At 65.7% G+C, this 14,658-nt stretch carries 11 protein-coding genes; 6 read left to right on the top strand and 5 right to left on the bottom strand.

Features of this window, described 5'->3' with window-relative positions:
• Nucleotides 1-28: 28 nt before the first annotated feature.
• The 5 genes from C5E41_RS04500 to rpmH form a co-directional block, all read right to left on the bottom strand.
• On the bottom strand, nt 29-601 hold the full coding sequence (locus C5E41_RS04500; RefSeq protein WP_258080737.1) for a Jag family protein: 573 nt from the start codon (nt 599-601) through the stop codon (nt 29-31).
• A 44-nt stretch (nt 602-645) separates the two neighbouring features.
• A complete protein-coding gene (gene yidC, locus C5E41_RS04495; protein ID WP_104374584.1) occupies nt 646-1,809 on the bottom strand; it encodes a membrane protein insertase YidC in 1,164 nt (387 codons plus the stop codon).
• 4 nt (nt 1,810-1,813) lie between these two features.
• Nucleotides 1,814-2,179, bottom strand: coding sequence for a membrane protein insertion efficiency factor YidD (gene yidD, locus C5E41_RS04490; RefSeq protein WP_104374583.1), 366 nt, complete (start codon nt 2,177-2,179; stop codon nt 1,814-1,816).
• Complete coding sequence (gene rnpA, locus C5E41_RS04485) at nt 2,176-2,616, bottom strand: ribonuclease P protein component (RefSeq protein ID WP_104374582.1); 441 nt, start codon at nt 2,614-2,616, stop codon at nt 2,176-2,178. Before rnpA ends, yidD begins: the two co-directional genes overlap by 4 nt.
• Nucleotides 2,617-2,701: 85 nt before the next feature.
• The gene (gene rpmH, locus C5E41_RS04480; protein WP_006550910.1) at nt 2,702-2,845 is read right to left on the bottom strand and encodes a 50S ribosomal protein L34; all 144 of its coding nucleotides are present in this window, start codon (nt 2,843-2,845) and stop codon (nt 2,702-2,704) included.
• A 571-nt stretch (nt 2,846-3,416) separates the two neighbouring features.
• On the opposite strand from rpmH, the gene dnaA reads away from it, so the two are divergent.
• From dnaA to gyrA, 6 genes are all read left to right on the top strand, one after another.
• Nucleotides 3,417-5,510, top strand: coding sequence for a chromosomal replication initiator protein DnaA (gene dnaA, locus C5E41_RS04475; RefSeq protein ID WP_104374581.1), 2,094 nt, complete (start codon nt 3,417-3,419; stop codon nt 5,508-5,510).
• Nucleotides 5,511-6,343: 833 nt separating this feature from the next.
• Complete coding sequence (dnaN, locus tag C5E41_RS04470; protein WP_104374827.1) at nt 6,344-7,513, top strand: DNA polymerase III subunit beta; 1,170 nt, start codon at nt 6,344-6,346, stop codon at nt 7,511-7,513.
• 166 nt (nt 7,514-7,679) lie between these two features.
• The gene (recF, locus tag C5E41_RS04465; protein ID WP_104374826.1) at nt 7,680-8,900 is read left to right on the top strand and encodes a DNA replication/repair protein RecF; all 1,221 of its coding nucleotides are present in this window, start codon (nt 7,680-7,682) and stop codon (nt 8,898-8,900) included.
• Between the two features lie 110 nt (nt 8,901-9,010).
• Nucleotides 9,011-9,583 (top strand): DUF721 family protein, encoded by a 573-nt coding sequence (locus C5E41_RS04460; RefSeq protein WP_104374580.1) that lies wholly within the window; start codon nt 9,011-9,013, stop codon nt 9,581-9,583.
• 390 nt (nt 9,584-9,973) lie between these two features.
• Nucleotides 9,974-12,019: a DNA topoisomerase (ATP-hydrolyzing) subunit B gene (gyrB, locus tag C5E41_RS04455; protein ID WP_104374579.1), complete on the top strand. Its 2,046-nt coding sequence runs from the start codon at nt 9,974-9,976 to the stop codon at nt 12,017-12,019.
• A 72-nt stretch (nt 12,020-12,091) separates the two neighbouring features.
• The gene (gene gyrA, locus C5E41_RS04450; protein ID WP_104374578.1) at nt 12,092-14,590 is read left to right on the top strand and encodes a DNA gyrase subunit A; all 2,499 of its coding nucleotides are present in this window, start codon (nt 12,092-12,094) and stop codon (nt 14,588-14,590) included.
• Nucleotides 14,591-14,658: the final 68 nt, after the last annotated feature.

Genomic DNA, 14,658 nt, shown 5'->3' with positions numbered 1-14,658 from the left:
GGGGGCCCTACCTTACCCAGCGAATTTCTCAGGCCGGGATCACGACCACGTGCCGGTTGGGTTCGACACCTTCACTCTCACTGGCGGCACCGTCCACGGCCGCCACCGCGTCGTGGACGATCTTGCGCTCGAACGGAGTCATCGCGGCCAGCGACTCGGGCTTGCCCGATTCCGCCACCCGCCGCGCCGCATCGGTGCCGAGCGCGCTGAGTTCCTCGCGACGCTTCGCCCGCCAGCCGGCCACATCGAGCATCAGGCGGCTGCGCACACCGGTCGCCTGTTGCACGGCCAGTCGGGTCAACTCCTGCAGCGCGTCCAGAACCTCGCCACGCCGACCGACGAGCTTCGACAGGTCCCGCCCGCCGTCGATGCTGACGACCGCCCGGTCGCCCTCGACATCCAGATCGATATCGCCGTCGAAGTCGAGAACGTCCAGCAGTTGCTCCAGATAGTCGCCCGCGATCTCGCCCTCCTCGATCAACGCCTCTTCGGCATCGGTCGGATCCGGTTCGGTCGCCTCGTCGCGATCGTCCACCGCCGACGCATCATCCTGCACACCGAGGGCCACAGTGGCGTCCCCTCCATCGGTCTCAACAGTCATATGTCGTTTCCTTCAATCTGAATCATCCGTCGTATCCGGATCCGCTAGCGACGTCGCTTCTGATTCGCCCGACCTCTGTTGCCGGACCGCTTGCGATTACCGGGCCCGGCCGACTTACCTGACGAGCCCGACTTGCCGGAGGCCGAACCGGTCTTGGCCGAAGAACTCGAAGTGGTGGATTCCGAAGTCGTGGATTCCGTGGAGGCGGAGGTGCCGTTCGCCGCCGCCGCGGGCTTGTCCCCGTCGGCCGTCGGCACCTCGGCGGCACCGGACTTCTTCTTGGCAGTCGGCTTGGCACCGGGCTTCGGCGCGTTCTGCGCCTTCCGCTCGATCGCCTCTTCCTTCTTCTTCTGCTCTTCCTTGTCGATGCGACCGAAGACCAGATGCTGCTGCCCATAGGTCCAGACGTTGTTGGACACCCAGTAGAGCAGGATCGCGATGGGCAGGAAGGGGCCACCGACGACGACACCGAGCGGGAACACCCACAGCGCCAGCTTGTTCATCAGCGCGGCTTGAGGATTCGCCGCCGCCTCCGCACTCTGGCGTGCCACCGAGGCGCGCGCGTTGAAGTGGGTCGCGAGGCCGGCGATGACCATGAGCGGCACCGCGACGACGACCATATTCCACACTTGCGGGATGCCGCCGTAATCGGCGTACGCATCCAGAGTCGCCTTGGGCGAGGTGATCGCGGCGGAGATCGGCGCACCGAAGATACGGGCACTCAGGAACGACTGCACATCGTGCGCGCTGAAGACGTAGTTCGGCGTCATCGCGTTCTGCTCGGGCGTCATGTGCAGCTGGCCGATACCACTACCGGTGCGGTTGAACGACCGCAGCACGTGGTACAGACCGATGAACGCCGGCACCTGAGCCAGCACCGGCAGACAGCCCATCAGCGGGTTGAAGCCATGCTCCTTCTGCAGCTTCTGCATCTCGACGGCCATCTTCTGGCGGTCGTTCTTGTATTTGCGCTGCAGTTCCTTGATCTGCGGCTGCAGTTCCTGCATCTGCCGCGTGGTGCGCACCTGTTTGACGAAGGGCTTGTACAGCACCAGGCGCAGGGTGAACACCAGGAACACCACTGCCAGCGCCCAGGCGAACCCGTTGCTGGCGCCCTTGTCGAAATCTCCGAGTCCGAAGACGTACCCGAAGATCCGGTGCCAGAACCAAAGGATCCAGGACACCGGGTAATAGATGAAGTCGAGCACGGCTCTATGTACTCCCGTCGGTCGTGTCGCCGGTCACCGCACGCGGCGACCCTTTACAAGACTTGTGTTCGGCCGCCTCGTCGTGGGCCCGCCTCGTCTCGTGAGCCGCTTCGGCGGCAGCCCGTTTCCGTTCCGGAACCGGGTCCCACCCACCAGGGTGCCAGGGCGCGCATTTGGCCAGACGCACGGCCGTCAATCCGAGACCGACGAACAGCCCGCGAGTACGCAGAGCCGTCACCGCGTACTCGCTACAGGTCGGGGTGAATCGGCACACCGGCATGCGGGTGGGGGAGACGTACGTCCGATACAGCTCGATCAGAAAGATCAAGAGATTCGCCGGAAGCCGCGTCACCACGCGCAGGCGGTTCATGGCGCATCACTCGAAGCCACCCGCGCGGCGGAGAGATCGAACGACAATTTCCGCAGCGCGGACCGTAATTGCTGGTCCAGCTCCGCCGAGGTCGCCACCGCGGCACCCGGGAGGGCGCGGATCACGACATCGGCCTCTACCGGTAGACCTGCGACGACACCGGCGCAGATATGACGCAGGCGGCGGGCGACGCGGTGTCGAACCACCGCGGTGCCCACCGCCTTGCTGACGATCAATCCGAAACGAGGACCACCGAAGCGTGCGAGCGACGGAGCCGCCGCGTCGTCGGAGCTCACGGCATCGTCGGATCTCATCTCCGCCGACGCCGACGGCACCACCACATGCACGACGATGTCCCGTCTCCCGACTCGTCGGCCACGTCGCACCGTCCGGGAGAAGTCGGCACGATGATGCAGCCGGTACGGCTCAGGCAACACCCGAGTGTCCGAGCACGTAGCGGGTGAACGGAAGCAGCGAGACGATCGACGAGTCAGGCATGGCGGCGATGCCGATGCCGTGCGATCAGGCCGTCAGAGAGGCGCGGCCCTTGCGACGGCGCGCCGACACGATCGCGCGCCCGGCACGGGTGCGCATCCGGAGGCGGAAGCCGTGGACCCGCGCACGACGACGGTTGTTCGGCTGGAACGTCCGCTTGCCCTTGGCCACGGTCAACACTCCTCGAGTTGGTGGGCACCAGGCGGCGCCCGAAGCTGTTCGGTGAAACGTATGTGGTCGCGATGAAAACTGGTCTTCATCGGCACAACGCCCATTGCGTGGTAGTCCCGCTGGATCGACGATTCGACCGGGCAGCAGGCAGCCAACACCGCGTCAACGGGTGACTGTACGAGGGTACTGATCAGCCAGGAGAGGGTCAAACTCGGGGTCCCTCATGAGACGCCCGCCACTGCTTCCCGGGTCGGCGATATCCGTTCGCGCCACGCGACGCACCGAGCTGCCGCGACGCGCCGTGTGGACGGCGCGGTCGTGAACCGCCCTTGTCACAGCCACCGCGGACCCACTACGATTCATAGCTAGAAGATAGCTGTAGAAGCGCAGGTCCAGGCGCTGACCGGGGGGTTGTCGCAGCAAGCCACGAATCATCCGAGTTCTCCACATCTGTGGATAATTGTGTGGAAAGACCCCTGGAGTGGCATATTCGTATGGCTGACGGCCAGGCTTGTCAGTGGTCGCCGACCGTTGGAGCTCCTGTCGACTTGCTCCGGGGAGGAAATAATACGTGGACGACGAGCAGAACGTGTTGACCGCGGTCTGGCCCGAAGTGGTCGCCGAGCTCACTGCCGGCTCCACCGACGGAGCCATCCCGCCGGTGACCAACGCCCAGAAGGCGTGGCTCGGCCTGGTCAAGCCGCTGACGGTCGCACAAGGCTTTGCCCTGCTCTCGGTGCCTTCCTCCCTGGCCCAGGAGGCCATAGAACGCGATCTACGCGAACCGATTCTGCGGTCGCTGGCCCGCCGGCTGGGCCCGCAGGTCGAGGGTCTGGGCGTCCGGATCGCCGCGCCGGCCAACCCGCCGCCGGACCGTCCCGGCGCCGGTGCCCGCCATGCTCGCCTGACATCACGCCCGGAGCGGATGCGCGACAAGCCCCGCGAACCGGTCGGTTTCCCGGCGCCGGCGCAGTATCCCGACGCCGACGATTTCCCCACGCCACGCTATCTTTCCCCAGCCGACTACCAGGCCCGGACCGCCTATCCCCAGGGTGAATATCCGTCCGCACCGATGGCCGGGGAATTGCCGGACAACCTCGGACCGTCCTCCCCGCTGCGCCGGGACCCGGAAGCACATCTGCACGACGAAGCGCTGGTCCGGCATCCGGAAAGCCTGCGTCGCGATCCCGACGATCTGCGCCGCGACGCCGAGGCCTTCCGCGACGCCGAGGCATTCCGCGACGCCGAGGCCTTCCGCCACGACCCGGACGTACTCCGCCGCGACCCGGACGTACTCCGCCGCGAAGCCGACGGCCTGCGGCGGGACCCGGACAGCCTGCACGGCCTGCACGGTCCGGATTCGCTGCGGCGCGAGGCGGACACCCTGCGCCGAGACCACGAACCGCATCCCCAGGAGGCACTGCGCCGGGAGACCGAACCACTGCGTCACGATCAGGAGCTGCCCCGGCCGGGCGGACATCCCGGACAGGAGGCGCTGTTCGCACCGGAGCCGGAGGCCGGTCAGCGTCCGGGCGCGGCCGAAGAAGCCGACGAACCGGTGGTGAGCGCGCGCAATTCCTGGCCGACGTATTTCACGAAGTCGCCGGAACCGCCGACGCCCGCCCCCGCGAACTCCTCGGCCAGCCTGAACGCCAAATACACATTCGAGACCTTCGTCATCGGCGCCTCGAACCGATTCGCCCACGCGGCGGCGGTCGCGATCGCCGAGGCGCCGGCCCGTGCGTACAACCCGCTGTTCGTCTGGGGGGCTTCCGGTCTGGGAAAGACGCATCTGCTGCACGCGGCTGGGCATTATGCCCAGCGGCTGTTCCCCGGGATGCGCGTCAAGTACGTCTCGACCGAGGAATTCACCAACGACTTCATCAACAGTCTGCGCGACGACCGGAAAGTGGCGTTCAAGCGGCGCTATCGCGAGACCGACATCCTGCTGGTGGACGACATCCAGTTCATCGAGGGTAAAGAAGGCATCCAGGAGGAGTTTTTCCACACCTTCAACACCCTGCACAACGCGAACAAGCAGATCGTGGTGTCCTCCGATCGGCCACCGAAGCAACTGGCGACGCTCGAGGAGCGACTGCGCACCCGGTTCGAATGGGGCCTGATCACCGACGTGCAGCCGCCGGAGCTGGAGACCCGGATCGCGATTTTGCGCAAGAAGGCGCGGATGGATCGCCTCGATGTGCCGCACGACGTGCTGGAACTGATCGCCAGCCGGGTCGAGCGCAATATCCGTGAACTCGAGGGCGCGTTGATCCGGGTGACGGCCTTCGCCTCCCTCAACGGGCAGCCGCTGGATCTGTCGCTGGCCGAGGTCGTACTGCGCGATCTGATGCCGGACACCACCACCATCGAGATCACGGCGTCGACGATCATGGCCGTGACCGCGGAATACTTCAACACCACGCTGGAGGAGCTGACCGGTCCCGGTAAGGCCCGGCCGCTGGCGCAGGCTCGCCAGATCGCGATGTACCTGTGCCGGGAACTGACCGACCTTTCGCTGCCGAAGATCGGCCAGGCCTTCGGTCGCGACCATACGACGGTCATGTACGCGGAGAAGAAAGTGCGCAAGGAGATGACCGAGCGCCGCCGGGTCTACGACCAGGTCCAAGAACTCACAGCCCGAATCAAACAGCGCTCACGCTGAATCGCTACACAAGCCGATCCACCCGGTTGACCTGGGTGGATCGGCTTTTTCGTGTTGTGGATTCCTCGAGGAGTCCTTGTGGAGTCCTCGAGGAATCCCAGGTTTGTCCTCGAGGTTGCGCACAGTCGATGCACGGGGCTGTGCACGCATTCGTTCACAGCCCTCGGTCCACAGTTCCCACAGCCGAATTCGTCCACGGGGTCCGAACTGCGAAGACGGTCGAATCGGCATGTGGATTCCTCGAGGACTCCCTGTCAGGTCCTCGAGGAATCCCCCGGTAGTGCACCGATCGGCACACAGGTGTGCACAACAGGTCTCGGGCCATGGAAGAACTCGAGGATGGCTCGAGGATGGAAGTTGAACAGTTTCGAGGACTCCACAGTGGCCCACTGTTCATCCTCGAGTCACCCGCCGGACATCCCCACGCCGCCACGCCACCTGAGCTGGGCGGACGGGCCGCGTCCACAGAATCCACAGTGCCTACTACTACTTCAGTTCTTCTTCTTTAGATTTCTTCTTGAAAACAGGCTGTGTGGAAACTCGGCTCGGATGTCGACGGATCGATTCGTGGCACTCCACATCCGAACGAAGCAAGGAGCGGAACGGGTCCGGCCCATCCGGCGGACGACGCACCGGGCGAGGGGGTGACGTAGTCATCGCCCGCCTGCGCGGGTACGGTTTGATGTCGGTCGCCTGTGCCACACTGCGGTACGTACGGGCGAGTCGTTTCGACCGCATTGCCGCGCGAACCACGCTGTTGTATGAACCACGCTGATCACCACGGCGTCGAACAGATCACGACCGATCGAGACTGGGAGAGGACATACCGAGCGATGGAGCTTGCAAGTATGAAGTTTCGGGTCGCTCGCGAGGATTTCGCGGAATCCGTCGCCTGGGTGGCCCGTAGCCTGCCGTCTCGCCCGCCCGTGCCCGTCCTGGGCGGTGTGCTGCTCGTGGCCGACGAGGACGGCCTCACGGTCTCCGGATTCGACTACGAGGTCTCCGCGCAGATGCGCGTCGCCGCCGAGGTGGCCGGCCCGGGACAGGTGCTGGTCTCCGGCCGCCTGCTGGCCGACATCACCAAGGCGCTGTCCAACAAGCCGGTCGACGTCTCGGTCGACGGCACCCGTGTGCTGATCGCGTGTGGCAGCGCCAAGTTCTCGCTGCCGACCATGCCGGTCGAGGATTATCCCCAGTTGCCCGAACTGCCACCGCAGACCGGCGAACTGGGTGTGGATCTGTTCTCCGAGGCAGTGGGCCAGGTGGCCGTCGCCGCCGGCCGCGACGACACGCTGCCGATGCTGACCGGCATCCGCGTCGAAATCGAGGGCTCCCAGGTGGTTCTGGCAGCCACCGACCGCTTCCGCCTGGCGGTGCGGCATCTGGAGTGGCAGCCCGGTCGCCCGGATGTGGAGACCGCGGTCCTGGTCCCGGCCCGCACGCTGTCGGAATCGGCGAAGACGCTCGGAGCCTCCGACGCGCCCGTCCAGCTGGCCTTCGGCACCGGGACCGACGGACTGCTGGGGATCGTCAACGGCGGCCGCCGGACCACCACACGACTGCTCGACGCGGAATTCCCCAAGTTCCGCCAGTTGCTCCCCAAGGAGCACACCTCGATCGCGACCCTGCAGGTGAGCGCACTGATCGAGGCCATCAAACGTGTGGCCCTGGTCGCCGAGCGCGGCGCCCAGGTGCGGCTCGAATTCTCCGACCAGGGCCTACAGCTGTCTGCCGGGGGTGACGATGCCGGTCGCGCCGAGGAGTGGCTGGAGGCCGAGTTCCGCGGTGAGCCGCTGACCATCGCGTTCAACCCCGGTTACCTCAACGACGGTCTGTCGGCGCTGCATTCGGACCGGGTGACCTTCGGTTTCACCACACCCAGCCGCCCCGCGGTGATGTGCCCGACCACCGACGAGGAGCCGGAGCTTTCGGAGTCCGGTGCGTTCGCGGCGCTGTCGAGCAATTACATCTACCTGCTGATGCCGGTTCGTTTGCCCGGCTGATTGATTCGGTTCCGATCCTCCCCGCCTCGCCGGCCACGACACGACCGGCGAGGCGGCACTCGTTCAACCCGACCTGTGGAGATGTTGATAAACCTGTGAAAAACCCCGGGCGCGTGTGCATTTCGACCGGTCCGTCACAAAGTGCCTGGTGACGGCGGGTTCATCCATGCACATTCGAACGCTCACGCTGCGCGATTTCCGCTCCTGGGAGCATGCCGACCTCGAATTACCCACAGGCAGAACCGTTTTCCTGGGGTCGAACGGCAACGGTAAGACCAATCTCATCGAGGCCGTCGGTTATCTGTCCACACTCGGTTCCCACCGGGTTGCCGGCGATGCTCCGCTGATCAGGTTGGGGCAGCAGCGATCTCGGATCGGCGCCACCGTCGTCAACGGTGGCCGCGAACTGCGCATCGATGTGGAGTTGAATCAGAGCGCCGCCAATCGCGCTCAGATCAATCGGTCACCGGTCCGCCGCACCCGCGAGATCCTCGGGATCCTCCAGACCGTGCTGTTCGCGCCGGAGGATCTGGCGCTGGTCCGCGGCGACCCGTCCGAACGCCGCCGTTTCCTCGATGAACTGGCCACCGCCCGGCTGCCGCGGCTGGCGGCGGTGCGCTCGGATTACGACCGTGTGCTGCGGCAGCGCTCCGCACTGTTGAAAACAGCGGGGCGGCACGCTCGTTCGCGCTCGGGCGCGCCGGCCGAATTGAGCACCCTCGACGTCTGGGACGGGCATCTGGCCGCGCACGGCGCCGAACTGCTGGCGCAGCGGTTGCGGCTGGTGCACGAACTGCATCCCTATCTCGAGCAGGCCTACCGGGCCATCGCCCCGGAATCCCGGACCGCGGCCATCCGGTACCGCAGTTCCGCGCTGCCCGAGGAGTTCCTCGATCCACAGCGTTCTCCACAGCCCGACGATGTCGAGGCGCTGGAGGCGAATATGTTGAGCGAGTTGGCATCCGCGCGCGGCAAGGAACTCGAGCGCGGGGTCTGCCTGGTCGGCCCGCATCGCGACGATCTGGATCTGATGCTCGGTTCGTCGCCCGCGAAAGGCTTTGCCAGCCATGGGGAATCGTGGTCGTTCGCGTTGGCCCTGCGATTGGGCGCCTTCGAGCTGCTGCGCAGTGCCGGTACCGATCCGGTGCTGCTGCTCGACGATGTGTTCGCGGAATTGGATCGGCGTCGTCGCACCGCGTTGGCCGCGGTGGCCGCCGGGGCCGAACAAGTGCTCATCACGGCCGCGGTGCCCGAGGATGTGCCGCCGGAACTCGAGGCCAACTCGGTCCGGGTCGAAACCGACGGCGGCGCGGACGGGCGGACCTCACGTGTCGTCGAGCCGCCGACCACCGCGGAGGAGACCACCGAAGGCTGGCACATCGAGTGAAGCCGATCGGCGCACCCGTACCGAACCGCCCCGTGCGCAAGGGGCGCGAGTTGTCGGACCCAGCGGCTAGCCTTGCCGCAATGCAGTGACCGGACGGGAAGGAGTCGAAGGTGGCCGCAGACCCCGGGCGCGAAGACGGCTCCCCGCCGTCCACCGGCCCCGAACCGGAACTGCGTGGTGTGGACCTCGCTCGTCGTGCCCTGGAGGAGGCGCGCGCCGCGGCTCGTGCCAGCGGTAAGGCGGTCGGCCAGGGGCGAGCCTCACCGCGTAAGGGCGGGGTGCGAGCACTGCGCCGGCGCTCCGGCTGGTCCGGTGCGCGGCCCGACGATCGGGATCCGCAACTGCTGTCCGCAGTGGCCGGATCGCTCGCCAAGAGTCGCGGGTGGTCCGGAAAGGTCGCCGAGGGAATGGTTTTCGGCCGGTGGTCGGTCGTGGTCGGCGACGACATCGCGGCACACGCCGACCCGGTATCGCTCACCGACGGCGTGCTGAGTATCCAGGCCGAATCCACCGCCTGGGCCACTCAGTTGCGAATGCTGCAGTCGCAGTTACTGGCGAAGATCAATGCCGCGGTCGGTCAGGGCGTGGTCACCTCGCTGAAGATCAGCGGTCCCGCCGCACCGAGTTGGCGCAAGGGTGAGCGCCATATCAAGGGGCGGGGACCGCGCGACACCTACGGCTGATCCGCAGGCGGCGAGTTTCACGTGGAACCGGTGCGTTGGCCGGCGCCGGCCGAACCACATCGGCGTAACTTTCCGGCGCGGGATCCGAGTGCCCGTCGCTTTCGCTGAGGCTGGCGGGAGCGGGTTCGCCCATAACCGGACCCGGCGGCGAGCGATTTCACCCACTCACGACGCTCTCAGGGGTGTCATAGGTGCATCCTGTGCCGGGGGTACCAGTAGGATGGAAGAGTAACTAGCGGCGATACCTTCGGCGCGTTCCGTGCAGCACGCGCGAGGACCCGTAATTCTCGAGCAGTTCGAAATCTCGAGCAGAGGCCATACGGGGCTCGGTCTGTGTGTGTTGTCCGACGTCGCATCGAGGGATCAGCAAGTAAGGAGAGCTACCGAGCAGTGGCTGCCAACGACTCCAACGCAAGCGGCTCGTCCAAGGCGAAAGCGGGCAACAAGGACTACGGTGCCTCCAACATCACCGTTCTCGAGGGACTCGAGGCGGTCCGCAAACGCCCCGGTATGTACATCGGTTCCACCGGTGAGCGCGGTCTGCACCACCTGATCTGGGAGGTTGTGGACAACTCCGTCGACGAGGCAATGGCCGGCTACGCCAGCCGAGTCGACGTGACCCTGCTGGCCGACGGCGGCGTCGAGGTCGTCGACGACGGCCGCGGTATCCCGGTGGCGATGCACGCCACGGGCGTGCCCACCATCGAGGTCGTCATGACCCAGCTGCACGCCGGCGGCAAGTTCGACTCGGACGCCTACGCCGTATCCGGTGGTCTGCACGGTGTCGGTATCTCGGTGGTGAACGCGCTGTCCAGCCGGATGGTGACCGAGATCGACCGCGACGGCTTCCACTGGAGCCAGGAGTACAAGGACGCCAAGCCCGGCAAGCTGGTCAAGGGTGAGCCCACCGACCGGACCGGCACCACGCAGCGCTTCTGGGCGGATCCGGACGTCTTCGAGACCACGACCTACAACTTCGAGACGATCTCGCGCCGGCTGCAGGAGATGGCCTTCCTGAACAAGGGCCTGACCATCACCCTCACCGACGAGCGGGTCAGCGAGGCCGAGGTCACCGACGAGGTGGTCAGTGAGACCGCCGAGGCGCCCAAACACGACGAAGGCACGGCCGCGCCCGAGCACAAGGTCAAGACCCGGACCTATCACTACCCGGGCGGCCTCGAGGACTTCGTCAAGCACATCAACCGCACCAAGCAGCCGATCCACAACACGGTCGTGTCGTTCACCAGCAAGGGCACCGGCCACGAACTCGAGGTCGCGATGCAGTGGAATTCGGGTTACTCCGAATCCGTCCACACCTTCGCCAACACCATCAACACCCATGAGGGCGGTACGCACGAAGAGGGCTTCCGCGCGGCACTGACCACGGTCGTCAACAAGTACGCCAAAGACAAGAAGCTGATCAAGGACAAGGACGGCAACCTCACCGGTGACGACATCCGCGAGGGTCTGGCCGCCATCGTGAGCGTCAAGGTCAGCGAGCCGCAGTTCGAGGGGCAGACCAAGACCAAGCTCGGCAATACCGAGGTGAAGTCGTTCGTCCAGCGCACCTGCAACGAACATCTGGCGCACTGGTTCGAGGCGAACCCGGCCGACGCCAAGACAATCGTGCAGAAGGCGGTGTCCTCGGCGCAGGCCCGTGTCGCCGCCCGCAAAGCTCGTGAGCTGGTCCGGCGCAAGAGCGCGACCGACCTGGGCGGATTGCCGGGCAAGCTGGCCGACTGCCGGTCCAAGGATCCGAGCAAGTCCGAGATCTACATCGTCGAGGGTGACTCCGCCGGTGGCTCGGCGAAATCCGGTCGCGACTCGATGTATCAGGCGATCCTGCCGCTGCGCGGAAAGATCATCAACGTCGAGAAGGCGCGCATCGACAAGGTCCTCAAGAACAACGAGGTCCAGTCGATCATCACCGCCTTCGGCACCGGTATCCACGACGAGTTCGACATCTCGAAGCTGCGGTATCACAAGATCGTGCTGATGGCCGACGCCGACGTCGACGGCCAGCACATCTCGACGCTGCTGCTCACCCTGCTGTTCCGCTTCATGCGCCCGCTGGTCGAACACGGTCACGTGTACCTCGCCCAGCCGCCGCTGTACAAGCTGAAGTGGCAGCGCTCCGATCCCGAATTCGCCTACTCGGACCGCGAGCGCGACGGTCTGCTGGAGGCCGGTCTGGCCGCCGGCAAGAAGATCAACAAGGACGACGGTGTCCAGCGCTACAAGGGTCTCGGCGAGATGAACGCCAAGGAACTGTGGGAGACCACCATGGATCCTTCGGTGCGGGTGCTTCGTCAGGTGACGTTGGACGACGCGGCCGCGGCCGACGAGTTGTTCTCCGTGCTGATGGGTGAGGACGTCGAAGCACGTCGCAGCTTCATCACCCGCAATGCCAAGGACGTTCGCTTCCTCGACGTGTAGCCGGCGCTGCGCAGCGCACTGCGCGCCCGTCCGCACGCCGAGTCCTATGCACAGGCCCTCTAAGGAGACTTCATGACCGAGACCACGCTGCCGCCCAACGGTGGTGCGGGCGACCGGATCGAGCCGGTCGACATTCAGAACGAAATGCAGAGCAGCTACATCGACTACGCGATGAGCGTGATCGTGGGCCGCGCGCTGCCGGATGTGCGCGACGGCCTCAAGCCGGTGCACCGGCGCGTGCTCTACGCGATGTACGACAACGGCTACCGGCCCGACCGCGGCTATGTGAAATCCGCGCGCCCGGTCGCCGAGACCATGGGTAACTACCACCCGCACGGCGACGCCTCGATCTACGACACCCTGGTGCGCATGGCCCAGCCGTGGTCGCTGCGGTATCCGCTGGTCGACGGCCAGGGCAACTTCGGTTCCCGCGGTAACGACGGTGCGGCCGCCATGCGGTACACCGAGTGCCGGCTCACCCCGCTGGCGATGGAACTGCTCCGTGAGATCGACCACGAAACGGTCGATTTCACGCCGAACTACGATGGCCGCTCCCAGGAGCCCGTGGTTCTCCCCAGCCGGGTGCCGAACCTGTTGATGAACGGATCCAACGGCATCGCGGTCGGTATGGCGACCAATATCCCGCCGCACAACCTGAACGAGCTGGCCGAAGCCATCTACTGGGCGCTGGACAACTACGATGCCGACGAGGAGACCACCCTCGCCGCGTGCATGGAGCGCGTCAAGGGACCGGACTTTCCAACCTACGGCCTGATCGTCGGAAGCCAGGGCATCCACGACGCCTACACCACCGGTCGCGGTTCCATCCGGATGCGCGGTGTGGTCGAGATCGAAGAGGACAATCGCGGTCGCACCACGATCGTCATCACCGAGCTGCCGTACCAGGTCAACACCGACAACTTCATCAACTCGATCGCCGAGCAGGTCAAGGACGGCAAGATCGCGGGTATCTCCGATATCCACGACGAGTCCTCCGACCGCGCGGGGATGCGGATCGTGGTCACGGTCAAGCGCGATGCCGTGGCGAAGGTGGTGCTGAACAACCTCTACAAGCACACCCAGCTGCAGACCAGCTTCGGCGCCAACATGCTGTCGATCGTCGACGGTGTGCCGCGCACGCTGCGGCTGGACCAGATGATCCGGCTCTACGTCGATCACCAGTTGGACGTCATCGTCCGGCGCACCCGCTACCTGCTGCGCAAAGCCGAGGAACGGGCTCACATCCTGCGTGGCCTGGTCAAGGCGCTGGACATGCTCGACGAGGTCATCGCCCTGATCCGGCGTTCGGCCAACACCGACACCGCGCGCACCGGCCTGATGGAACTGCTCGAGATCGACGAGATCCAGGCGACCGCCATCCTCGATATGCAGCTGCGGCGGCTGTCGGCCCTGGAGCGGCAGAAGATCATCGACGAATTGGCCCGCATCGAGGCCGAGATCGCCGATTTGAAGGACATTCTGGACAAGCCCGAACGTCAGCGTGCCATCGTGCGCGACGAACTGGCCGAGATCGTCGAGAAGTACGGCGACGACCGCCGCACCAAGATCGTCGCGGCCGACGGTGACGTCGCCGACGAGGATCTGATCGCTCGCGAGGACGTCGTGGTCACCATCACGGCGACCGGCTACGCCAAGCGCACCAAGACCGATCTGTACCGCAGCCAGAAGCGCGGCGGCAAGGGCGTGCAGGGCGCCGGGCTCAAGCAGGACGATCTGGTCAAGCACTTCTTCGTGACCTCGACCCACGACTGGCTGCTGTTCTTCACCAACCTCGGCCGGGTCTACCGGGCCAAGGCCTACGAGTTGCCCGAGGCCAACCGCACCGCGCGCGGCCAGCACGTGGCCAACCTCCTGGCGTTCCAGCCGGAGGAGAAGATCGCCCAGGTCATCCGGATCAAGACCTACGAGGACGCCCCGTATCTGGTGCTGGCCACCCGCAACGGCCTGGTGAAGAAGTCGAAACTGACCGACTTCGACTCCAACCGCACCGGTGGCATCGTCGCGGTGAATCTGCGCGATGGTGACGAATTGGTCGGCGCCGCACTGTGTTCGGCCGACGACGATCTGCTGCTGGTGTCCGCGCACGGACAGTCGATCCGGTTCACCGCCAACGACGAGGTGCTGCGTCCCATGGGACGCGCGACCTCGGGCGTGCAGGGGATGCGCTTCAACGCCGACGATGAGCTGTTGTCGCTCAACGTGGTTCGGGACGGCACCTATCTGCTGGTGGCGACCGCGGGCGGATACTCCAAGCGCACCGCGATCGAGGAGTACACCGCGCAGGGCCGCGGCGGTAAAGGTGTATTGACGATTCAGTACGACCCGAAGCGTGGCAGTCTGGTAGGAGCGCTCATCGTCGACAACGATGACGAGCTCTATGCCATCACGTCCGGCGGCGGTGTCATCCGTACAGCGGCGAATCAGGTACGCAAGGCGGGCCGGCAGACCAAGGGCGTGCGTTTGATGAACCTCGGCGAGGGCGATACCTTGCTCGCGATCGCGCGTAACGCTGATGAGCCCGACCAGGTTTCCGGTGAAGGAGAGGCCTGAGGCTCGGATTAGCGTTAGGTTCTGGAAGCGGTAATTTCTCCACAAGCAGCGGCGCCACGACGGATCGA

This window comes from Nocardia nova (genome assembly GCF_002933465.1).
GTDB classification, from domain to species: Bacteria; Actinomycetota; Actinomycetes; order Mycobacteriales; family Mycobacteriaceae; genus Nocardia; species Nocardia nova_B.
The sequence above is the reverse complement of the archived record's forward strand: the minus strand, read 5'-3'. Positions and strand labels throughout refer to the sequence as shown.